At 72.8% G+C, this 21,821-nt stretch carries 24 protein-coding genes and 1 pseudogene; 18 read left to right on the top strand and 7 right to left on the bottom strand.

Going from position 1 to position 21,821, the window contains the following annotated elements; translation table 11 throughout:
* The first annotated feature begins 125 nt into the window (after positions 1-125).
* Positions 126-524 (top strand): cyclic nucleotide-binding domain-containing protein, encoded by a 399-nt coding sequence (locus NH339_RS03430; RefSeq protein WP_067854232.1) that lies wholly within the window; start codon positions 126-128, stop codon positions 522-524.
* A gap of 66 nt (positions 525-590) precedes the next feature.
* On the opposite strand, the gene NH339_RS03425 is transcribed toward NH339_RS03430, so the two are convergent.
* Positions 591-1,406, bottom strand: a complete 816-nt coding sequence (locus tag NH339_RS03425) for an adenylate/guanylate cyclase domain-containing protein (RefSeq protein ID WP_253022535.1) — start codon at positions 1,404-1,406, stop codon at positions 591-593.
* A 244-nt stretch (positions 1,407-1,650) separates the two neighbouring features.
* Here NH339_RS03425 and guaA point away from each other — a divergent pair, with 244 nt between their 5' ends.
* Positions 1,651-3,210, top strand: coding sequence for a glutamine-hydrolyzing GMP synthase (gene guaA, locus NH339_RS03420; protein ID WP_253022523.1), 1,560 nt, complete (start codon positions 1,651-1,653; stop codon positions 3,208-3,210).
* Between the two features lie 33 nt (positions 3,211-3,243).
* Here guaA and nhaA read toward each other — a convergent pair whose 3' ends face one another.
* A complete protein-coding gene (nhaA, locus tag NH339_RS03415) occupies positions 3,244-4,521 on the bottom strand; it encodes a Na+/H+ antiporter NhaA (protein ID WP_253022520.1) in 1,278 nt (425 codons plus the stop codon).
* Positions 4,522-4,635: 114 nt separating this feature from the next.
* Between nhaA and NH339_RS03410 the strand changes: the two genes are divergently transcribed.
* From NH339_RS03410 to NH339_RS03390, 5 genes are read left to right on the top strand one after another with little or no spacing between them, the layout of a single operon-like run.
* On the top strand, positions 4,636-6,138 hold the full coding sequence (locus tag NH339_RS03410) for a gamma-glutamyltransferase (protein WP_253022518.1): 1,503 nt from the start codon (positions 4,636-4,638) through the stop codon (positions 6,136-6,138).
* Between the two features lie 32 nt (positions 6,139-6,170).
* A complete protein-coding gene (locus NH339_RS03405) occupies positions 6,171-7,001 on the top strand; it encodes a hypothetical protein (protein WP_253022516.1) in 831 nt (276 codons plus the stop codon).
* Entirely contained in the window at positions 6,998-7,327 is a 330-nt protein-coding gene (locus tag NH339_RS03400) for an META domain-containing protein (protein WP_253022514.1), read from the top strand. The genes NH339_RS03405 and NH339_RS03400 overlap by 4 nt, the downstream gene beginning before the upstream one ends.
* A 5-nt stretch (positions 7,328-7,332) precedes the next feature.
* Positions 7,333-7,791, top strand: a complete 459-nt coding sequence (locus NH339_RS03395) for an META domain-containing protein (RefSeq protein WP_253022512.1) — start codon at positions 7,333-7,335, stop codon at positions 7,789-7,791.
* Positions 7,792-7,841: 50 nt separating this feature from the next.
* Positions 7,842-9,041 (top strand): NAD(P)/FAD-dependent oxidoreductase, encoded by a 1,200-nt coding sequence (locus NH339_RS03390; RefSeq protein WP_253022510.1) that lies wholly within the window; start codon positions 7,842-7,844, stop codon positions 9,039-9,041.
* A 146-nt stretch (positions 9,042-9,187) separates the two neighbouring features.
* Here NH339_RS03390 and NH339_RS03385 read toward each other — a convergent pair whose 3' ends face one another.
* Both NH339_RS03385 and NH339_RS03380 read right to left on the bottom strand, forming a co-directional pair.
* Positions 9,188-10,138 carry a succinylglutamate desuccinylase/aspartoacylase family protein gene (locus NH339_RS03385; RefSeq protein ID WP_253022508.1) on the bottom strand — a complete coding sequence of 317 codons (951 nt, stop codon included), beginning with the start codon at positions 10,136-10,138 and terminating at the stop codon, positions 9,188-9,190.
* Complete coding sequence (locus NH339_RS03380) at positions 10,138-10,659, bottom strand: RimK/LysX family protein (protein WP_253022506.1); 522 nt, start codon at positions 10,657-10,659, stop codon at positions 10,138-10,140. Before NH339_RS03380 ends, NH339_RS03385 begins: the two co-directional genes overlap by 1 nt.
* 28 nt (positions 10,660-10,687) lie before the next feature.
* Here NH339_RS03380 and NH339_RS03375 point away from each other — a divergent pair.
* The 11 genes and pseudogenes from NH339_RS03375 to NH339_RS03330 form a co-directional block, all read left to right on the top strand.
* Positions 10,688-11,548: pseudogene (locus NH339_RS03375) on the top strand (RimK family alpha-L-glutamate ligase); the annotation flags it as partial.
* A gap of 27 nt (positions 11,549-11,575) precedes the next feature.
* Entirely contained in the window at positions 11,576-11,878 is a 303-nt protein-coding gene (locus tag NH339_RS18980; RefSeq protein ID WP_370187956.1) for a cation:proton antiporter regulatory subunit, read from the top strand.
* 136 nt (positions 11,879-12,014) lie between these two features.
* Entirely contained in the window at positions 12,015-12,683 is a 669-nt protein-coding gene (locus NH339_RS03370) for a hypothetical protein (protein ID WP_253022504.1), read from the top strand.
* Entirely contained in the window at positions 12,680-12,904 is a 225-nt protein-coding gene (locus NH339_RS03365) for a hypothetical protein (RefSeq protein WP_253022502.1), read from the top strand. Before NH339_RS03370 ends, NH339_RS03365 begins: the two co-directional genes overlap by 4 nt.
* Positions 12,901-13,146, top strand: a complete 246-nt coding sequence (locus NH339_RS03360; RefSeq protein ID WP_253022500.1) for a hypothetical protein — start codon at positions 12,901-12,903, stop codon at positions 13,144-13,146. Before NH339_RS03365 ends, NH339_RS03360 begins: the two co-directional genes overlap by 4 nt.
* 76 nt (positions 13,147-13,222) lie before the next feature.
* Entirely contained in the window at positions 13,223-14,317 is a 1,095-nt protein-coding gene (locus NH339_RS03355; protein ID WP_308207024.1) for an NADH:flavin oxidoreductase/NADH oxidase, read from the top strand.
* Between the two features lie 27 nt (positions 14,318-14,344).
* Positions 14,345-14,641 (top strand): DUF1905 domain-containing protein, encoded by a 297-nt coding sequence (locus tag NH339_RS03350; protein WP_253022498.1) that lies wholly within the window; start codon positions 14,345-14,347, stop codon positions 14,639-14,641.
* A 9-nt stretch (positions 14,642-14,650) separates the two neighbouring features.
* The gene (locus tag NH339_RS03345) at positions 14,651-15,001 is read left to right on the top strand and encodes a hypothetical protein (RefSeq protein ID WP_253022496.1); all 351 of its coding nucleotides are present in this window, start codon (positions 14,651-14,653) and stop codon (positions 14,999-15,001) included.
* Between the two features lie 177 nt (positions 15,002-15,178).
* Positions 15,179-15,550: a hypothetical protein gene (locus NH339_RS03340; RefSeq protein WP_253022494.1), complete on the top strand. Its 372-nt coding sequence runs from the start codon at positions 15,179-15,181 to the stop codon at positions 15,548-15,550.
* A 49-nt stretch (positions 15,551-15,599) separates the two neighbouring features.
* On the top strand, positions 15,600-17,894 hold the full coding sequence (purL, locus tag NH339_RS03335; protein WP_253022491.1) for a phosphoribosylformylglycinamidine synthase subunit PurL: 2,295 nt from the start codon (positions 15,600-15,602) through the stop codon (positions 17,892-17,894).
* Between the two features lie 5 nt (positions 17,895-17,899).
* On the top strand, positions 17,900-18,289 hold the full coding sequence (locus NH339_RS03330) for a sterol carrier family protein (protein WP_253022489.1): 390 nt from the start codon (positions 17,900-17,902) through the stop codon (positions 18,287-18,289).
* Positions 18,290-18,433: 144 nt separating this feature from the next.
* Here the strand turns inward: NH339_RS03330 and NH339_RS03325 are convergent, their stop codons facing one another.
* The 3 genes from NH339_RS03325 to NH339_RS03315 all read right to left on the bottom strand — a co-directional run bounded on the left by NH339_RS03325 (position 18,434) and on the right by NH339_RS03315 (position 21,258).
* The gene (locus tag NH339_RS03325) at positions 18,434-19,996 is read right to left on the bottom strand and encodes a long-chain-fatty-acid--CoA ligase (RefSeq protein WP_253022487.1); all 1,563 of its coding nucleotides are present in this window, start codon (positions 19,994-19,996) and stop codon (positions 18,434-18,436) included.
* Positions 19,997-20,070: 74 nt separating this feature from the next.
* Positions 20,071-20,523 carry an SRPBCC family protein gene (locus tag NH339_RS03320; protein WP_253022485.1) on the bottom strand — a complete coding sequence of 151 codons (453 nt, stop codon included), beginning with the start codon at positions 20,521-20,523 and terminating at the stop codon, positions 20,071-20,073.
* A 51-nt stretch (positions 20,524-20,574) separates the two neighbouring features.
* Positions 20,575-21,258: a hypothetical protein gene (locus tag NH339_RS03315; RefSeq protein WP_253022483.1), complete on the bottom strand. Its 684-nt coding sequence runs from the start codon at positions 21,256-21,258 to the stop codon at positions 20,575-20,577.
* Between the last annotated feature and the right edge of the window lie 563 nt (positions 21,259-21,821).

The raw sequence follows: 21,821 nt of genomic DNA, 5'->3' as shown, positions 1-21,821 counted from the left end.
GGCTGGCGGAGGGGACGTCGGGCAGCGTACCGTCAGCATGCTGCGGGCGTGTCCTCCTTCGCTCCAGGTCGTTGGACCGGCTGCGGCGCCCTCCCACCCCCGCGCCGTTCGACCGAGAGGAAGCCATGGCACGCAAGGCAGACCGCGAGACCATCGACGCGCTGACCCGCGTCACCGACTTCGACGCCAAGACCATCGAGAAGCTCGCCGGTGTCGGTCGTCCCGTGAACATCCCCGAGCGCTGGGCCGTGATGATCGAGAACACCCCCGCGGACAAGGCGTACATCATCCTCGAGGGCACGGTGGAGATCCGACGTCACCAGGAGTCCATCGCCGAGCTGGGTGCCGGCGACGTCATCGGCGAGATGGCGCTCGTCAACGGCAAGCTCCGCAACGCGACCGTCGTGGCGAAGACGCCGGTCAAGGCCCTGCACCTCACCGACTCCGACGTCGCCGAGCTGCTGGAGCACGACCCGAACTTCGCCGAGAAGCTGCAGAAGAAGGCCACCGAGCGGCTCGACTGACCGTCCCGCTCCCGGTCGCCCGGCCCGGTCCCTCCCCGGAGGTGCCGGGCCGGCGCGCGTCCGGGCTCAGACCTGCCAGTCCAGGGCGTGCACGACCTGCGTGCCCGGGATCCCCTTGAGGTCGACCTCGCGGCTCTCCAGCACGGGCACGTCCGCACCGTCGGCCTCCAGCGCCTCGAGGACGGTGTCGCTGACCAGCACCTCGCCGCCCTCGGCCTGGGCGGCCACGCGCGCGGCGTAGGCGACGTTGCGTCCGAAGAGGTCGCCGTCGCGGTGCACGGCCGAGCCGCGGTGCACCCCGATCCGCACGGCCACGCCGGCCAGGCGCGACCCCGGCCGGGCGCGGGTGATCCGACGCTGCACCTCGGCCGCGGCGGCGACGGCCGCGGCCGCCGTCGGGAACGCGACCATGAACCCGTCGCCCTGGGACTTCACGACGTGGCCGCCGTGGCGGCCGACCGCACGGGTGACGACCGCGTCGTGCTTGGCGAGCAGCCGCACCCAGCCCCCGTCGCCCAGCTCGTGGTTGAGGGCGGTGGAGCCCTCGATGTCGGAGAACAGGATCGCGACCGTGCCGTCGGGCGTGGCCATGCGCGCGAGGTCGGGCCGTTCGACGTCGGCCCAGCGCGCGAGGTCGTCGATCGAGCTGCGCAGGGTGCCGCCGAGTCCCTTGTCCTTCAGGCTGATCGCCGTGCCCACGACCGTGCGGACGGCGTCGGCGGGTCGCGGCACGGTGAGTCGGGGTCGGGGTCGCTCGGCCTGCAGCGACCGCTTCAGCTGGGTGATTCGGCGACGCGCACCCAGGAGCAGCCCCCACGTCACGACCAGCAGCACGGCCAGCGTGGCCGTGCTGAGGGAGAGGGCGATCTCGAGACCGGACATCGGGACCAATCTACGGCGCGGACGGGGGAGGGACGGGCGCCGCGGCCGCCGGCTCGGGGTGCCGGAACGCACAGGACCCGGCCTGGAGGGAGCTCACGGGCCGGGTCCTGTCATGTGCCACGAGGAGCGGGCACGATGTGGATCTCGCGGGAGGGAGTGTAGCGAGATCCGTCCTGTTCAACGACGCTCCGCGGAGGGGGTTACGAGCCGTCTGAAGAAATTTCTCGACCGATACGATGACGCGGTGACCCCAGACCACGACCTCGTCATCGTCGTCGACTACGGCGCCCAGTACGCCCAGCTGATCGCACGCCGCGTCCGCGAGGCCCGGGTGTACTCCGAGATCGTCCCGCACACGATGCCGGTGGAGCAGATCCTGGCGCGCGAGCCTGCCGCGATCATCCTGTCGGGGGGGCCCTCCTCGGTCTACGAGCCGGGTGCGCCGCAGCTCGACCCGTCGATGGTCGAGTCCGACGTGCCGGTGTTCGGCATCTGCTACGGCTTCATGGCCATGGCCGCCGCGCTCGGCGGCGACGTCGCCCGGACGGGGCAGCGCGAGTACGGGCGCACGGCCGTCGAGGTGCTCGACCCGGGCACCCTGCTCCAGGGCCTGCCGAACAGCCTCACGTCGTGGATGTCGCACGGCGACGAGGTCGTCGGCGCGCCCCAGGGCTTCACGGTGAACGCGCGCTCCCCGCGTGCCACCGTCGCCGCGTTCGAGGACATCGGACGCCGGCTCGCGGGCGTCCAGTGGCACCCGGAGGTGCTGCACTCCGAGCACGGCCAGCAGGTGCTGGAGCGCTTCCTCGTCGAGATCGCGGGCTGCCGCCAGACGTGGACCAGCGTCAACATCGTCGAGGAGCAGGTCGAGAAGATCCGCGCCGAGGTCGGCGACGCGCGCGTCATCTCCGCGCTGTCCGGCGGTGTCGACTCCGCCGTGTCGACGGCGCTCGTGCAGCGCGCGGTCGGTGACCGCCTCACCGCCGTGTTCGTCGACCACGGGCTGCTGCGCGAGGGCGAGGCCGAGCAGGTCGAGCGCGACTACGTGGAGGCCACCGGGGTCGACCTGAAGGTCGTCGACGCGCGCGAGCGGTTTCTCGGGCACCTCGACGGTGTGAGCGACCCCGAGACCAAGCGCAAGATCATCGGTCGCGAGTTCATCCGCGTGTTCGAGGAGGCCGAGCGGGAGGTGCTCGCCACCCCAGGGCCGCCGGTCAAGTTCCTCGTGCAGGGCACGCTCTACCCCGACGTCGTCGAGTCCGGCGGCGGCGAGGGCGCGGCCAACATCAAGAGCCACCACAACGTCGGTGGCCTGCCCGAGGACCTCGAGTTCTCGCTCGTCGAGCCGCTGCGCACGCTGTTCAAGGACGAGGTGCGCGAGGTGGGCCGCCAGCTCGGCATTCCCGAGGCGATCGTCGGGCGCCACCCGTTCCCCGGCCCGGGCCTCGCCATCCGCATCGTCGGAGCGGTCGACGCCGAGCGTCTCGCGATCCTGCGTCGCGCCGACGCGATCGTGCGCGAGGAGACGACGGCCGCCGGCCTCGACGGCGACATCTGGCAGTTCCCGGTGGTGCTGCTCGCCGACGTCCGCTCCGTGGGCGTGCAGGGCGACGGTCGCACCTACGGCCACCCGATCGTGCTGCGTCCGGTCTCGAGCGAGGACGCCATGACCGCCGACTGGAGCCGCCTGCCCTACGAGCTGCTCGAGCGGATCTCCACCCGCATCACCAACGAGGTGGAGGACGTCAACCGCGTGGTCCTCGACATCACCAGCAAGCCCCCGGGCACCATCGAGTGGGAGTAGTCACCCCGTCGCGAGACGGGTAGGGACGGGGGCTCAGGCCTGGTAGACGTCGGGCACGCCGTCGCCGTCGTCGTCCCGGGTCTCGCGCTCGTGCAGGCGACGGTAGGTGCGGTTGCGCGACCTCAGCACCACGACCGCCAGCAGCGCCGACGTGAGCGACCCGAGGAGAACACCCACCTTCACGTGCTCGTCGGCCTCGCTGCCCGGCCCGAACGCGAGCTCGCCGACCAGCAGCGCGACGGTGAAGCCGATGCCGGCGAGCAGGCCGACGCCGATCAGGTCGGTCCACGTCAGGTCGTCGTCGAGCTCGGCGCGGGTGAACCGAGCCATGAGCCAGGTCGCGGCCAGGACGCCGAGCGGCTTGCCGAGGACCAGCCCGGCGACGATGCCCAGGGTGACCGGGTCGCGCAGGGCCTCCACGAACCCCGACGCCCCCTCGACCGCCACGCCAGCGGAGAAGAACGCGAACACCGGCACCGCGAACAGCGAGGACACCGGGCGCACGACGTGCTCGAGGTGCTCGGCCAGGCCGGGGCCGGACTCGCCGTCGCGGCGCAGCACCGGCACGGTGAAGCCGAGTAGCACGCCCGCGACCGTCGCGTGGACGCCCGACTCGTGCACCAACGCCCACGCGACGACGGCCAGCGGCACGAGCAGCCAGGGTGAGCGGACGCGGCGCTGGACGAGCAGCCCGAACAGGCCGATCGGCACGAGGGCGGCCGCCAGCCAGAGCACGTCGAGCTCGGCGGTGTAGAAGAGCGCGATGATCGTGATGGCCAGCAGGTCGTCGACGATGGCCAGCGTCAGCAGGAACAGCCGCAGCGCCGTCGGCAGGAACGACCCCACCACCGCCAGCACGGCGACGGCGAACGCGATGTCGGTGGCCGACGGGATCGCCCAGCCGACCAGGCGTCCCTCGGGGTGCAGTCCGTTGATCGCCAGGTAGAGAGCTGCCGGGACGGCCATGCCGCCGACCGCCGCGACGATCGGCACCGCGGCGCGCGAGGGGTCGCGCAGGTCGCCGGCCACGAACTCGCGCTTGAGCTCCAGGCCGACGACGAAGAAGAAGATCGCGAGCAGGCCGTCGGCGGCCCAGGTGCCGAGCGAGAGGTCGAGGTGCAGCGCCGACGGCCCCACGACGGTGTCGCGCAGCCGTGCGTACGCGTCGGTCGTGTTGGCGGCGACGAGCGCGACGAGGGCCGCGGCGACGAGGAGCGCGCCGCCGAACGTCTCGGCGCGGACCAGCTCGCCGATGCGCTGTGCCTCGGGCCAGGAGCCCCGACCGAACAGACGGGGGCGGGTGGTGTTCACAGAGGATCGTCCTCCAGGGGTCGACGACAGGACGCCGACCAGACTTCCCGGCACACCAGCTCCCATCCTACCGTCGAATCGCGCGGGGTCGGTGGGCGAGGCTAGCCTGCGGGGATGCCTGACGTCGCGCTCGCCGCACCCAACGAGGCCGCCGCCGACGCCGGCGCGCTGGTGGCTCGCGCGGGCGGCAACGCCGTCGACGCGGCGCTCGCCGCCGCGCTGGTGACCATGGTCAACGAGGTGGGCCTGGTCTCGCTCAGCTCGGGCGGCTTCGTGACGGTGCAGCCCCAGGACGGGTCGAGCCCGGTCACCGTCGACGGCTGGATGGACATGCCCGGTCGGGGAGCGGAGGCCGCGCGCGGCTCGGGCACGTGGGACGTGACCACCGAGTACGGCGGCGGGGTCACGGTCACGATCGGCGCCGGCTCGGTCGCGACCCACGGCGCGGTGGCGGCGTTCGAGGAGACGCACCGCCGGTGGGGGAGCGTCCCGTGGCGCGAGGTCGTGGCACCGGCCGTCGACGTGGCCCGGGGAGGCTTCCGGCTGGGCTCGGCCTCGCGCTACTACCTCGACTACGTGCACGACGACATCTACGGCTGGGACCAGCAGAGCCGGGCGGCCGTGCACGACGTCGACGGCACGGTGACGCGCGGGCTCGTGGTGGTCGCCGACCTCGCGGCCTCGCTCGAGCTGATCGCCGAGGAGGGCGCCAGGGCGCTGCACGCCGGCGAGCTCGGACGACTCATCAGCGACGACGTCGTCGCGCGCGGCGGTCTGCTGACCCGCGAGGACCTCGAGGCGTACCGGCCGGTGGTGCGGCCCGCGTTGCGCGTGGAGCTCGGCGACTGGACGCTCGGCACCAACCCGACGCCGGCGATCGGCGGGGTGTGCGTGGCGGCCATGCTGCGCCTGCTCGACGGCGTGCCACGCGGCGTGGTGGACGGACGGTGGTCGACCGCCGACGTCGACCGCCTGGTCGAGGTGCAGCGGGCGGTCCTCGGGCACCGGCTCGACGTGCTCGACCACAGCGACGACCTCGTCGCCGACGCCCTCGCCTACCTGGCGTCGGTCGACGACACGGTGCGCTCGTCCGGCTCCACGGCCCACGTGTCGGCCACCGACGGCGACGGCGGCGCGTGCTCGGTGACCGTGTCCTCGGGCTACGGCTCGGGGATGGTGGCCCGCGGCACCGGTATCTGGCTGAACAACTGTCTCGGCGAGCAGGAGCTGAACCCGCGGGGGCTGCACGGCCTGCCGGCGGGCACCCGGCTGCTGTCCAACATGGCGCCGACCGTGGCCCACCACCGCGACGGCGCGGCCCTGGCGATCGGGTCGCCGGGGGCCGACCGCATCTCGACGGCCGTCGCGCAGGTCGTGGCGGGCTTCGTCAACGGCGGACTGCCCCTGCAGGAGGCTGTCGACCACCCGCGGGTGCACGTGCACCGGGCCGGCCGGCCCGACGAGGTGGTCAAGGTCGAGGAGGCGGCCGACCTGACGATGTACTACGGCGGCGTGGCCGCGACCCTGCTGCGGCGCGACGCGACGGGCGCGCTGCACCTCGAGGCCGCCGCCGACCCCAGGCGCGACGGCGCGGTGCGTCTGGTGCGCAGCGCGTGACATCGTCGCTGTCACGGTCCTACGCTGCGGGCATGAACCTCGTCGGCCTCGCCACCCTGCCGCTGCGCGTGACGATCTCGGCCACCCGCACGACCCTGGCCCTCGGCCAGCTGGCGTCGCCGGACGGCCCGATCCTGCGCGAGGGCGGGTACGGGACCAGGATCGCGGTGCTGATCGGCGAGGACGGGCTGCTCGAGCAGCTGGGTCGGCTGCTGGCCGACGACCGCGGCATCGTCGCGCTCGGCAACCTGGTCGCCGACATCACGGCCGAGGACCGGCCCGTCGGCAAGGCGTTGCAGCGCGACGGTCTCGTCGACCGGATGGCGTCGGAGGACGGCCCGTTCGTGCGACTGCTGGAGGCCGGGGGTCCGCTCGACCGCGCCCTGGCCGAGGACGGCCCGCTCTACCGCTTCCTGGCTCCGGGCGGCTCGCTCGACCGGCTGCTCGCGCCCGACGGCCCCTTGGAGCGCCTCACCGCACCCGACGGCCCGATCGAGCGGATGCTGGCACCCGGTGGCCCGCTCGACCGGCTCCTGGAGCAGGACGGCACGCTCGAGAACGTGCTGCGCCCCGGTGGTCTGCTGGAGCAGCTGCTGGAGGAGGAGGGCGTCCTCGAGAACCTGCTGCGTCCGGGCGGGACGCTGGAGCAGCTGGTCGCGCTCGGGTCGACGATCGACGCGGTCGTCCCGCGCCTCGAGGCCCTCGGCAGCGCGATCCCCAGCCTCAACCAGGCGGTGTCGGTGCTCAGCGGCGCCGTCGAGCCGCTCGGCACGCTCGCCCAGCGTCTGCCCGGCGGCCGCCGGCGGGTGCTGTCGTCCGGTCCGTCGGGGTCGACCCCCACGAACGAGCTGTACGGCGAGTGAGCGCCCCCGCACGGTCCGACGTCGTCGGCCGCTGGCTCCCCGAGAACGGCCCGGACCGGGCGTTCGTCGAGCTGCGCGACAACGGCGACCTCGCCGGGCACGACGGGTGCAACCGGTTCGGCGGCGAGCACTGGTCGCTCGAGGGCGACGTCGTCACCACGTCGGGCACCCGTGTCTCGACCCTCATGGCCTGCGACGGTGTCGACACCTGGGTGGGGCGGGCCGTCTCGTTCCGCTGGGACGACGGCACGCTGCGCGCGACGGGACCCGACGGCGCGGAGCTGGGTCTGCTGCTCACCGACCCGGACACGTCCGCGCGGGGCTGACCGTCGTGCCTCGACGAGGGCCCAGACGTCCGCCGGTCGTGGTGGTCCTGGTCGTCATGGGCGCCGCGCTCGCCGTGGGCGGGTGCCAGGGAGGGGCGTCGGACCCGGCTCCCTCGGCGTCGCCGTCGCTCCCGACGACGGGACGCGACGTCACCCGGGCCGATCTCGTGGGGCTGTGGTCGGCGGGCCGTTCGGGCTCGCGCCTGCCGGTGGAGGTTGAGCTCGGGCCCGACGGCGGCGTGTCAGGCTCCGACGGGTGCAACTCCTTCAGCGGTCGGCGCTGGTCGCTCGACGGCGACCGCGTGCTGCTGAGGGGCAGCCAGGTGACGTCGCTCGTCGGCTGCTCGACGGTCCCGGGGGAGTGGCTGGCCCGGGCCGCCTCGTTCCGGGTGGAGGACGGTCGCCTGGTGGCCCTCGACCGTGGTGGTGAGACGCTCGGGTCGCTGAGCCGCACGGGCTCCTGAGGGGCGTCCGTTCGGCTTGCCGACGTCGAGGTCCGTGCGAGGCTCGATGCATGGACATCGTCATCATCGGAGGCGGTCTCGCGGCCGCGAAGGCTGCAGCGGCGCTGCGCGAGAACGGTCACGACGGCGGGCTGACGATCATCGGCGACGAGGACCGCCTGCCGTACGAGCGTCCGCCCCTCTCGAAGGACGTGCTGCTCGGCGAGGGCACGCTCGACGACGCCGTCGTCCAGCCGCAGGAGTGGTACGCCGAGCACGACGTGCGGCTCGTGACGGGCACCGAGGTCGAGCGGCTCGACGTCGAGGGTCACCGGGTGCACCTGGCGGACGGCCAGGTCGTGCCGTTCGACAAGGCCGTCATCGCGACCGGCGCCCGGCCCGCCGTCCCCGACGCCATCGCGGGCGGTGCCGACGCCTTCTTCCTGCGGAACGCGGCCGACGTGGAGCGGCTGTCGGCGGCGTTCGCCGATGCGTCGTCCGTCGTCGTCGTGGGTGGCGGCTGGATCGGGCTCGAGGTGGCGGCTGCGGCACGTCACCACGACCTCGAGACGACGGTCGTGCTGCGCGACGACGTGCCGCTGGAGAAGGTCATGGGCGAGCGGATCGGCGGCTACTTCGCGTCGCTGCACACGTCGCACGGCGTGAACCTGCGGTCGGGTGAGCGGGTCGACGCGGTGACCGCGCGCACGGTGAAGCTCGGCGGCGGGGAGGTGCTCGAGGCCGACGTCGTCGTGCTGGCCGTGGGTGCGACGCCCAACGTCGAGCTCGCGCAGGAGGCTGGGCTGCTCGTCGACGACGGCATCGTCACCGACGAGCACTTCGCCACCAGCCACCCCGACGTGTACGCCATCGGCGACGTCGCGGCCACCCTGCACCTGGGTCGCGGCCACGCCGTGCGGGTCGAGCACTGGGACGACGCCGTGCGCCAGGGCGAGGCCGTCGCGCAGGTGCTGCTCGGCCAGGACGTCGCCTACGACTGGGAGCCGTACTTCTTCACCGACCAGTACGACCTCGGCATGGAGTACGTCGGCCACGGCTCCGGCGACGACGACGTGGTCGTGCGCGGCGAGCTAGACGACGGCAGCGGCGAGGGCGAGTTCATCGTCTTCTGGCTGCACGACGGCGTCGTGTCCGCCGCGATGAACGTCAACATCTGGGACGTCCAGGACGATCTGCGCGCCCTCGTGGGCCGTGAGGTCGACCCCGAGCGCCTCGCCGACCCCTCCGTCGAGCTCTCCGACCTCGCCTGACCCCCGTCCGGAGATTCCCAGGTCGACCTGGGAATCTCGCCCAGGCACGAGAATCTCAGCCAGGCACGGCTTGCTCTCCGTGCTTCACTGAGAATTCCGTGCTTCGTCGTGAGATTCCCAGGTCGACCTGGGAATCTCGCCTCCGGTCAGACCTCCGCGACGTGCACGACGGCGTCGCCGCTGTTCACGACGGGGGCTTCGGTGCGGCCGATGACGACACCGGACCGCTCGGCGTGGACGAGGCGGACGCGCTTGCCGAAGGAGTCGAACAGGCCGCCGAGGCGCTGGCCCTCGCTGACGTGCTCCCCGAGCCCGACCTCCAGGTGCAGCATGCCGGTGCCGCGGGCCCGGACCCAGCTGCTCTTGAACGACGCCTGGCTCGGCGTCGGGGGCTCCTCGTCGAGCGGGTCGGTCATGCCGAGCGCGGCGAGCACCCGACGGACGCCGCGGACGCCGGCCTCGATCGCCCACCCGTCCATGCGCCACGCCTCGCCGGCCTCGTAGAGGAGCACCGTGGCGCCGGCCTCGCGGGCGGCGGCGCGCAGCGACCCGTCGCGGATGCGGGCGTGCAGCATGACGGGGGCGGCGAACGCCTCCGCCAGCTCGCGCGTGCGGGCGTCCTCCAGGTCGGCGCGGATCTGCGGCAGGTTCGTGCGCCGGTCCGACCCGGTGTGCAGGTCGATCCCGACCTCGCACTTGGCCACCACCTCGGTCATCATCAGGTGCGCGATGCGCGACGCGAGCGACCCGCGGGCCGATCCGGGGAACGAGCGGTTCAGGTCGCGGCGGTCGGGCAGGTAGCGGTCACCCGTCATGAAGCCGAGCACGTTGACGATCGGCACGGCGATCAGGGTGCCGCGCATCGTCTTCGGGTCGAGATCGGCGAGCACCTGCCGGACGACCTCGACGCCGACCGCCTCGTCGCCGTGGATGGCGGCGTCGACCCACACCGTCGGGCCGTCCTCGCGCCCGTGCACGACCCGCACGGGCAGGTCGACGTCGGCGCCGGTCACGAGCCGGGTGATCGGCAGCGACACCGACTTCACCTGCCCCGGACGCACCCGGATGGGGCCGATCTCGAAGGACGGGCGCACCATCACCGCCCCCGGTTCCGGCGGCGCACGCGCACGGGCGGACGGCCACCGAGGTAGGACGCGCTGGAGTCGACGAGGAAGCCCTGCGCGAGCGCCTCACGGCCCACGAGCATCCGGAACCCCATCTCGTCGCGTCGCGTCAGCGTCACCTCGGCGGGCACCACGCGACCTGCGAGGTGCAGGTCGATCATCACGACGTACCGCTCCTCGACGTGGCCGGAGCTCGACCGCACCTCGCGCAGGTCGAGCACGTCGAGCTCGACCTGCGTCGGGTCCTCGTCGCTGCCCTGCCACGGGTGGATGCTGAACCGGACCCGACGTCCTCCGTCGTCGTCGAGGTCGAAGGCGTGCAGCGACGACGTGCGCGCGCCGGTGTCGATCTTGGCCTTGACCCACGGCACGCCCAGGTCGGGCAGACGGACCCACTCGCGCCAGCCCACCAGCGTCGGCGCCGGACGGTCGGCGTCGGGCCCGCCAGGGGGAGCGGACTGCGGGGCGGAGGTGTAGGAAGGGGGTTGCGTCAACCGTCCGTCCTTCCAGCTCGGGGAGTCCATGAAGCTCGCGATCCTGTCACGTGCGCCTCGGTCGTACAGTACGCAGCGCCTGCGCACCGCGGCGCTCGACCGTGGTCACACCGTCAAGGTGCTGAACACCCTGCGCTTCGCGATCGACCTCTCGGGCGACGAGCCCGACCTGCAGTACCGCGGCAAGCCGCTGTCGCACTACGATGCCGCGCTGCCCCGCATCGGCAACTCCATCACCTACTACGGCACCGCCGTGGTGCGGCAGCTGGAGCAGATGGACGTATACACGCCGAACACGTCGTGGGGCATCCAGAACTCGCGAGACAAGCTGCGCGCGAGCCAGATCCTGTCGCGCCACGACATCGGCATGCCGGCCACGACGTTCGTGCGGGACCGGGCCGACGTGATCCCCGCGATCGAGCGGGTCGGCGGGGCGCCCGTCGTCATCAAGCTGCTCGAGGGAACCCAGGGCATCGGCGTGATCCTGGCCCCGGAGATCAAGGTCGCCGAGGCGATCATCGAGACTCTGCAGAGCACCCGCCAGAACGTGCTCATCCAGCACTTCGTCGCGGAGAGCAAGGGTCGTGACATCCGCGCGCTCGTGGTCGGCGACCGCGTGGTCGCGGCGATGCGGCGAGTCGCGAAGGGCGACGAGTTCCGCTCCAACGTGCACCGCGGCGGATCCGTCGAGCCGGTCACGCTCGACGCGGAGTACGAGCGGGTGGCCGTGCGGGCGGCGCAGATCATGGGTCTGCGCGTCGCCGGCGTCGACATGCTGGAGGGCGACGAGGGACCCCTCGTCATGGAGGTCAACTCCTCGCCCGGTCTGGAGGGCATCGAGGCAGCCACCAACCTCGACGTCGCGGGCGCGATCATCGACCACATCGACAACCAGGTCGCCTTCCCCGAGATCGACGTGCGGCAGCGGCTGACGGTCTCCACCGGCTACGGCGTGGCCGAGCTGCTCGTGCAGGCGGCGTCGGACCTGGTCGGCACGCCGCTCGGCGAGAGCGGCCTGCGCGACCGCGACATCTCCGTCCTCACGCTGCAGCGCGGCACCCAGGTGATCCCGAACCCGCGCCGCTCGCACGTGCTGGAGGCCGGCGACCGGCTGCTGTGCTTCGGCAAGCTCGAGGAGATGCGCTCGATGATCCCGAGCCGTCGCAAGCGGATCCGCAAGGTCAAGCGGCTGCCGAAGGACCCGATCCACGAGGGGTGAGAGCTCCCGGTAGGTCGGCTCGCGCCTCCTGTCAAGGCCGTCCCCATCAAGGCTGAAAAAGCCTGTTGCACTCCTCCGAGTCCCTCCATCGTGTGGGGACCGGCGCCTCCCAGGTGCCGAGACCGGAGGAGACGTGATGCAGAGACGCGCGATGACGGTGATGGTGTCGTCGGCGGCGAGCGCCCTGGCCCTGGCAGTGGGACCGGCTGCAGCGACCGAGGGTCCGGGCGGAGCCCAGGCCCCGCCGGCCGACACGCGGTCCGTCGACGCCTTGAGGGTGGTCGACACTCCCGAGGGCGACTACCTCCTCGACGAGTCGTTCACGCTCGACGGTCGGCCGCTGTCGACGCAGCGGACGCCGCTCGACGGTTCCGCCGGCACCGAGCCGTCGACCCTCGCGAAGCGGGGCGGGACGGGTGGCACGAGCACGGCGTCGGGCTGCCGCAAGGTCACGATCTCGAACCGGGCGAAGACGGTGGTCGGCAAGACGGCCTACCGATACAACACCTGGACGCGCTGGTGCTGGACGCGGTCCTCGGAGCGGATCCACCGCGGCGTGAAGACCGGGTGGAGCATCTCGTCGGTAGACGGGTTCCAGTACTGGCGGGGCCAGGTGCGCAAGGTGACGAACTTCTACGACGCAGGCGCGAACAACAACCGGCCTCGCAGCGGTTTCCGGCACTACCGGCAGGGTCGGTTCGAGAACTGTGTCGTCAAGTACGGCTGCATCCAGACGTCGTACCCCGCCAACTCCCTGCGGTCGTACTCCAACGGCAGGTACCGCTACGCGTTCTCGGGCACGTGAGCACGCGCAGGCAGGTCCTCACGGTCGCGCTCGTCGTGGTGGTCCTGCTCCCGTTCGGGCTCGTGGGTCTGGGCGGGAGCGTGGGCTACGGCGCGGTCGAGCTGGTCGTGTGGCTGCTCGTCGTGGCGGCGCTCGTCGTCGCCTTCCTGACGTGGGGCCGAGCCCCCCGCGACACCCAAGGAACTCGGGGCCAGGACCCGAGGAGAAAGGATCAGAGATGAAGAAGATCACCAACCCCGGACGAGGTCTGGCGGTGGCTGCGGGAGTCGCGGCCCTGGTGGTCGGCGGCGCGGTCGCGGCGGTCGGGGTCGACGGACCTGACCCCTCCTCGATCGACCCGGCGCAGGCGGAGGTCACGATCACCGACGAGACGTCCACGCTCGACGGGACGCCGACCGGCACCACCGTCGCGACGTACGACGTCGAGGGACACCTGCTCGACCGCCAGGTCAGCGAACCCTGAGCCGTCCTGCCGGGCCGGGCGGGCGTGGCGACCGGGCGGGGAAGATCCGGACGGTCGAGGACGTTGCACCGCTGACGTGAGTGCTCTTCTCGAATCCGTCACCCTCCGCGGCGTCACCGCCCGCAACCGTGTCTGGCTGGCGCCGATGTGCCAGTACTCGTGCTTCGCGCGCGACGGCGTGCCCACCGACTGGCACCTGGCGCACCTCGTCGCCCGTGCGTCGGGCGGCTTCGGGCTGCTCCTCACGGAGGCCACCGCGGTGGTGCCCGAGGGCCGCATCAGCCCCGAGGACACCGGACTCTGGGACGACGTCCAGCAGGAGGCGTGGGCCCGCGTGGTCGCGGCCGTGCACGAGCAGGGGACGCCGATCGGCGTCCAGCTCGCGCACGCAGGACGCAAGGCGTCGACCTTCGCCCCGTTCGCCGACCCGCGTGCCGCCGCCACCGGCGAGGGCAGCGTGCCCGTCGAGGACGGCGGCTGGGAGACCGTCGCGCCGTCGGCCGTCGCCTTCCCCGGGTACGCCACGCCCCGCGCGCTGTCGCTGGAGGAGGTCCGGGAGCTGCCGTCGCGCTTCGCCGACGCCGCCCGCCGGGCCGACGCCGCCGGGTTCGACGCCGTCGAGGTGCACGCCGCGCACGGCTACCTGCTGCACCAGTTCCTGTCGCCGTTGTCGAACCAGCGCGACGACGAGTACGGCGGCTCCTTCGAGAACCGCACGCGGCTGGTCGTCGAGGTCGTCGACGCGGTCCGCGCGGTCTGGCCCGACGACAAGGCGCTCGTGGTCCGGTTCTCGGGCACCGACTGGCTCGAGGGCGGCTGGTCGTCGGCCGAGACCGCGCGACTGTCGGGCGAGCTCGCCGACCACGGCGTGGACCTCGTCGACGTGTCCAGCGGCGGCCTGCTGCCCGCCGACATCCAGGTCGGGCCCGGCTACCAGGTGCCGCTCGCGCGCGAGGTGCGCGACGGCTCCGGCCTGCCCGTGGGCGCGGTGGGCCTGATCACCGACCCGCAGCAGGCGGAGGAGGTGCTCGAGCGGGGTGACGCCGACGTCGTGCTGCTGGCGCGTGCCGCCCTGCGCGAGCCGGGCTGGCCCCAGCGCGCCGCCCACGAGCTCGGCGACCCGCCCGCGGGCCTGTACCCGCCGCAGTACGAGCGGGGCGTCTGGCGCTGACCCCGTCGCTCCCGCCACCATGAGCGGGTGGACGACGCGACCTGGACCTTCGACGCCGAGCTGTGGCGCGACGGTGCCTGGCACTTCGTGACCGTGCCCGACGACGTCTCCGACGAGGTGGAGGAGCGCTTCGGTCCGACGGCCGCGGGCTTCGGCTCGGTCCGGGTCGAGGTGACCGTCGGCGTGACCACCTGGCGCACGTCGGTGTTCCCGTCCGCGCAGCAGCGCGCGTACGTGCTTCCGGTCAAGAAGGCCGTGCGGACAGCCGAGGGCCTCGACGAGGGCGGCACGGCGTCGTTCACGCTGCGCGTGCTCGCGCACTAGGGTGACGGCGTGCCGCTCCACGACGTCCGACGCCCGGCTGCGTGGGCTGCCTGCGCCGGCATCGCCGGGTCCGGCACGCTGGTGCTCGTGCTGGCAGGCCAGATGCTGCTCATGAGCACGACGCCCGTCGAGACCGGCCCCGACCTCCCCGCGTCGGCCGCGGACGCCATCTCGGCGTCGGTCCGTCGCGACGGTCTGCTGCTGGCGCTGGTGAGTCTCGTGCTGGTCGTGGGCGGGGGACTCGCCGCGCGGCGCCTCCAGCCGGACGGGCCCGTCCGCGCCTGGTGGGGCCTCGCCGCGGTCGTCGTCGGCGTGCTGGGCTGCGTCGTCGTGCCGTGGCTGGTGCTCGGACTGGTCTGACGCGTCGGCTCCGGCTCGGGGCGGCGGGCCCCGTCAGCGGTAGGTGAGGCGCCTCAACGGGGCCCGGTAGCGCGGCCGACCTACCTTTGGCCCGCATTCCGCGGCCCACCTACCGCCCAGGGGGTGAGGTCCGGGGACGGGTCGGCGGGGCCGGCGCGACGGTCTAGGCTCGGGTGCGTGGAACGGACCGACGCGGGGCGCAGCCTCGGCTGGGGCGTGGCCCTCGGGGGCGCCCTGGGCACGACCCTGACGCTGCTGTTCTCCGTGGCTGCCCGCTACCTCCTCGGCACGCAGGGCCTGGCCCTGCCCGGGGAGACCTCCGACGCGACCATCACCGGGGACGACCTCGGCCGCTACGTCCTGGTGACCGCGATCGGCAGCAGCGTGGTGCTGGTGGGCTGCCTCGTGGCCCTGTGGGTGCTGCGACCACGGAGCCTGCGCGGCTCCGTGATCGCGCTCGTGGTGGTCGGCGTGCTGGTCGGTTTCGCCGCCCTGCCGTGGGTCGTGAACACGGCCGCGGCGCTCGCCATCGGCGACGTCACCGCCTGACGCGCCGACAGTCCACCGGCACGGACACGCCCGCCGATAGGATTCTCAGGTGACCGACGCCCCGCTGCCCGACAGCCCGCGCCAGCTCGACACCGTCGCCCACGCGAAGGAGACGCCCGAGCGCGAGCTCCCGTGGGCCGAGCTGGGGCTCAAGCCCGACGAGTACGAGCGGATCGTCGAGATCCTCGGCCGTCGCCCCACCGGCGCCGAGCTCGCCATGTACTCGGTCATGTGGAGCGAGCACTGCTCCTACAAGTCCTCCAAGGTGCACCTCAAGAAGTTCGGCGAGCTGCCGCAGGAGACGCCGCTCGGCAAGACGCTCGCCGGCATCGGCGAGAATGCCGGCGTCATCGACATCGGCCAGGGCTACGCGGTGACCTTCAAGGTCGAGTCGCACAACCACCCGTCCTACGTGGAGCCCTACCAGGGCGCCGCCACCGGTGTCGGCGGGATCGTCCGCGACATCCTCGCGATGGGTGCCCGCCCGGTCGCCGTCATGGACCCCCTGCGCTTCGGCCCCCTCGACGCCCCCGACACCTCCCGCGTGCTGCCCGGCATCGTGGCCGGCGTCGGCGGGTACGGCAACTGCCTCGGCCTGCCCAACATCGGCGGCGAGGTCGTCTTCGACGACACCTACCTCGGCAACCCGCTCGTCAACGCGCTCTGCGTCGGCGTCCTGCGCCACGAGGACCTCCACCTCGCGTTCGCGTCCGGCGTCGGCAACAAGGTGGTGCTCTACGGCGCGCGCACCGGCGGCGACGGCATCGGCGGCGTGTCGGTGCTGGCGTCCGAGACGTTCGACGCCGACGGCCCGGCCAAGCGACCCAGCGTCCAGGTCGGCGACCCGTTCATGGAGAAGCTGCTCATCGAGTGCACCCTCGAGCTGTTCGCGGCCAAGGTCGTCAACGGCATCCAGGACCTCGGCGGGGCGGGTCTGTCGTGCGCCACGAGCGAGCTGGCCAGCGCCGGCGACGGCGGCATGCACGTCGAGCTCGACACGGTCCCGCTGCGCGACCCGTCGCTCTCGCCCGAGGAGATCCTCATGAGCGAGAGCCAGGAGCGCATGATGGCGGTCGTCGAGCCGGAGCACCTCGACGCGTTCATGGCGATCTGCCAGAAGTGGGACGTCGAGGCCGTCGTGGTCGGCGAGGTCACCGACGGCGACCACCTGGTCATCGACTGGCACGGCGAGACGATCGTCGACGTGCCGCCGCGGTCCGTCGCGCACGACGGACCCACCTACGAGCGCCCCTACGCGCGCCCGGACTGGCAGGACGCGCTGCAGGCCGACACGGCCGAGCAGCTGCCCCGGCCCAGCACCGGCGAGGACCTCGGCCGCCAGGTCGTGCAGGTGGTCACGAGCCCGAACCTCGCCGACAAGTCGTGGGTCACCGACCAGTACGACCGCTACGTCCAGGGCAACACCGTGCTCGCGCAGCCCGAGGACGCGGGCATGGTCCGGGTCGACGAGACCACCCACCTGGGCGTGGCCGTCTCGACCGACTGCAACGGCCGGTTCGCCAAGCTCGACCCCTACGCCGGTGCGCAGCTCGCGCTCGCCGAGTCGTTCCGCAACGTCGCGGTCTCGGGTGCGCTGCCGCTCGCGGTCACCGACTGCCTCAACTTCGGCTCGCCCGAGGACCCGGCGGTCATGTGGCAGTTCGAGCAGGCCACGCACGGCCTCAAGGACGCGTGCGCCGAGCTCGGCATCCCCGTCACCGGCGGCAACGTCAGCTTCTACAACCAGACCGGCGAGACCGCGATCCTCCCGACGCCCGTGGTCGGCGTGCTCGGCGTCATCGAGGACGTCCGGCAGCGCGTGCGCCAGGGCTTCACCCGCGACGGCGACCACCTGCTGGTCCTCGGTGACACCCGCGAGGAGCTCTCGGGCGGGGCGTGGGCGCACACGGTGCACGGCCACCTCGGTGGTCTGCCGCCCACGGTCGACCTCGCCGCCGAGCAGGCCCTGGCCGCCGTGGTGCGCGAGGCGGGGCGTCTGGGCCTGCTGACGTCGGCGCACGACCTCTCCGACGGCGGCCTGGCCATGGCCCTCGCCGAGGGATCGTTCGCGCACGGCGTGGGCGTGCAGCTGCAGCTCGACGACGACCCGTTCCTGCAGCTGTTCAGCGAGTCCGCCGCCCGCGCGCTCCTGGCCGTGCCGGAGCACCACCACGACGAGGTCGTCCAGATCGCGCAGGAGCACGGCGTCACGCTCACCTCGGTGGGCCGTACCGGTGGCTGCTCCTTCGAGGTGGCGGGCCAGTTCACCATCGACGTCGACGACCTGCGCGACGCCTGGCGGCGGACGCTGCCGGCGGCGCTCGGTCCGATCCTGGAGGCCTGAGGCCGGTGGCGCGGCCGACCGTGGGGCTCACGCCCGAGGTCGTCGACGGCCTGCTGGCCCGGCTCGACGACGGCGACGCGTCGCGCGAGGTGCTCAAGCCGCTCGCCAAGCACTACCTGGGCGAGCTGGCGCGCCGTGCGCCCGGCCGCAGCGTCGAGGTGCGCGTGCCGCCGTACGCAGCCGTGCAGTGCATCGAGGGGTCCACCCACACGCGAGGGACACCGCCGGCCGTCGTCGAGATGGACGCAGCGACCTGGATCGCGCTCGCGCGGGGCCAGGTGGCCTGGGCCGAGGCCGCCGCCGACCGGGCGCGGGTCCGGGCCTCGGGCCAGCGGTCCGACCTCTCGCCGCACCTGCCGCTCGACGTGCCCGAGGCTGCCGACCCGGACGCCTGATCGGTGCGTCGTCCACACCGCTGAGAACTTTCCCGACCGCGCGAGAACCTGTTCACCCGGTGTATGCTGTGGACCACAACGGTCCCGGCCCACACCCCTGGAGGGTCGGGGCCGTTGCTGCGTCCAGGGGCCCGCGACGCGCCGTCAGACCTGGCGCCCGCCCTGCGGCCAGTAGCCCTTGCGCAGGTCGCGCTTGAGGATCTTGCCGGAGGGGTTGCGCGGCAGGGCCTCGACGACGTCGACCGACTTCGGCGCCTTGTAGTGGGCGAGCCGCTCGCGGGCGTAGTCGATGAGCTCCTGCGGGTCGATCTGGTGCTCGGGCCGGAACGCGACGACAGCCTTGACCGACTCGCCCCACGTGTCGTCCGGGACGCCGATCACGGCGGTCTCCAGCACTGCCGGGTGCTCCGCCAGCACGCGCTCGACCTCGGGGGAGTACACGTTCTCGCCGCCGGTGATGATCATGTCCTTCACCCGGTCCTCGATGAAGACGAAGCCGCCGTCGTCGACGCGGCCGACGTCGCCGGAGCGCAGCCAGCCGCCGTCCTGGAGGAGCTCGGCGGTGGCGTCGGGGCGCCCGAGGTACCCGACGGTGCTCTGCTCGGTCCGCCACCAGAGCTCGCCGGCCTGGCCGGGCTCGACGTCGCGCAGGGTGGCGACGTCGACGACGCGCAGCTCCACCCCGGGGATGGGCCGGCCGGCCGAGACGAGCCGCTCGGGGTGGGCCTCGTCGCGGTGCGCGGCGTCGTCGAGGATCGTCACGACGCCACCCATCTCGGTCATGCCGTACACCTGCATGAACTGGGTCGTGGGCCAGTGCTCGAGCGCGCCGCGCAGGACCGGCAGGGGCATCGGCGCCGCACCGTAGGAGAAGACCTTGAGCCGGCTGAACAGCTGCATCGCCTGCGGGCCGGCCTGCAGCAGACCCGCCACGACGGCCGGCACGAGGAACGCGTGGGTCACGCCGGCTGCCATCGCGCCGGCGAGGAGCGTCGGGTCGACCTCGCGGATGATGTACCCGTGCGTGCCGGTGGCCGGACCGAACAGGGCGTAGGACGAGCCGCCGACGTGGAACATCGGCATCGCGACGAGCATCGTGTCGTCGGGCCCGTACTCCACGTCGCCCTTCGCGTGGCGCGTGTGCTCCACCATGTTGTGCTGCGTGAGCATCACGCCCTTCGGGCGTCCCGTGGTGCCCGAGCTGTACATGACCAGGCAGACGTCCGACGGCTCCACGCCCGGCTGCCGGTCGACCGGCTCGGCCGACGCGAGGAACGCGTCGAGCTCGTCGTGCTCGCCGCCCACCACCACGACCCGCTCGACCCCCACGAGCCGGTCGCGGATCAGGTCGATCGTGGGGGCGAGCTCGTGTCCGACGAAGAGGATGCGCGCACCGGCGTCGTTGATGACGTAGTCGAGCTCGTCGCCGGCGAGCCGCCAGTTGACGATCGCGTTGGCCGACCCGAGCAGGCACGACGCCTGCGTCGCCATGAGGATCGCCGGGTTGTTCTTGTCGAGGAACGCGATCCGGTCGCCCCGGGTGATGCCCTCGGCCTGCAGGGCGCCGGCGAGGCGTCGCACGTCGTCCCAGGCCTGCGACCACGTCCACGTGCGGTCGAGGTAGGTCCAGCACCGACCGTCGGGCTCGTGCTCGGCCCGGTGCTGGTGGAAGTCGGACAGGTACGTGGCGTCGGGCAGGTCGGGCACGGGCGCTCCTCTGTGGCGTGGGTCACGCCAGCCTAGAGGGCCCCCGGTCACCGGGGAAGAGGGTCGAGCGCGGCTCAGGCCTGCTCGACGGCCTCGGCGAGGCGTTCGAGCGTCCGCTCCATGTTGCGCTTGGTGGTGCGCGGCAGGTTCCCGCGACGCAGGAAGATCCGCTGCCGGTCGCGGCTGATGTCCCACGTCTCGCGGACGATGGTGCTGGTGCCCTGGTCGACGAGCTCGTAGCGCCAGGTGCGTCCGCCGATGATCCCGAACAGGCCGGTGGTGCGCCAGGCGATGCGGCGGTTCGGCTCGAACTCCACGACCTCGTTCTTGGTCGTGTAGGGCAGGCCCATCTTCATCGACATGCCGAACGTCGAGCCCATCGAGAGCGGCTCGCTCCGGGACTTCGTGCCCTGCACGGTGCCCGACCCGTCGATCAGCTGGTGCCGTCCCGCGTCGGCGAGGATCGCGAAGATCCGGTCGGAGGGCGCGGCGATCAGCCGCTCGGCGGTGACCTGGTCGGATGTCATGCGTCCATCGTCGCCGAGGTGTCCGGGGGGCGCACGACGAGGCGCGGCGGGTCAGCCGAGCACGAACGCCAGCCAGAACCCGAGCGCGGTGGACAGGCCGATCCACCAGCCGCCGTCGCGGTAGGCCTCGGGCAGCAGCGTGTCGGCGAGGACGGCCAGGGTCGCACCGCCGGCGACCGCCTGGGCGACGGCGATCGCCGTGGGGGAGACGACGTCGCTGCCGGCGTGCGCGGCGACCGTGACGAGGGTCAGCAGGACGCCGACGCCGGCCCAGAGCAGCAGCCCGCGACGCGGACCGAGAGCGGGGTCCTCGCGCAGGGAGGCGGCGCTGGCGATCGCCTCGGGGGTGTTGCCGACGGCGATCGCGACCAGCAGTGCGAGTCCGCCCTCCTGCAGCGACACCCCGAGCGCGGTGTTCTCCGGCACCCCGTCGAGGAATGCGCCCAGGAGCAGGCCGAGCCCGACCGCCGACGTCCCGAGCCGGGTGTCGAGCAGGTGGCTGAGCACGACGTACGCCGCCGCGCCCCCGATGAGACCGAGACCCGCGAGCCCGGCCCCCACCTCCGTGAACGCCGGCCCGAACAGCTCCTCCGACGCCGCCGCGATCATCGTGCCCGCCCCGAACGCCATCAGCGCCGCGAGCACCGGCTTCGGGATCCGCCACCGCAGACCCACGGCCGCGCCCCCCACGAGCGGCACGGCCGTCGCGGCACCGTAGAGAGCAGCGGTGAGCATCCGTCCACGCTAGGCCGGTGGGGGCTGGGGCGCCTCCTGGCGGGTGCGTGGGTGGGCTTGGGCTGGGTGGTGCGGGGGTCGTGGTGTTGCTGGTGCGCTGCCGCCGGGGGTCTCGCCCTGCTGCTGCGTTGCCTGCGGTCGTCGTGACCTTGCTGGTGCGCTGCCTCGGCCTTCGCTGGGTCTGGCCTCCGAGAGGGCCTCGACCGGCAGCGGGCCTGGGGCTGGTTCCGGGTCTCGGGGCCTGGCTTGGGCCTGTGGGTGAGGCACGATTCTTCGTTTCTGCGTTTTCGCGCCACCGATGGCGGGCGGGGCGCGGTAGGGATTCTTCCTTCGCGTGGAACGGTCCACGAGAAGGGAGAATCTCGCGTCCCCCCACCGCAAAGGGCACCCACGATTCTTCATCCACGCGCGGGAGGTCGAACGCTTCTGCGTTGGTGACGGGATCCGGTAGGAAACGCAGAAACCTTGGAGTCCCACGCACGAACGCAGATCCTTGCGTCCGACGCGGGCTACAGTCCGAGACCCCAGCCCGGCGCCGCCGCCAGCCGCCCGGTCGAGGCCCT

It is taken from the genome of Aeromicrobium sp. CnD17-E (assembly GCF_024124745.1).
Lineage (GTDB): Bacteria > Actinomycetota > Actinomycetes > Propionibacteriales > Nocardioidaceae > Aeromicrobium.
Note: the sequence above shows the minus strand (reverse complement) of the source record. Positions and strands in the feature narration are given on the sequence as shown.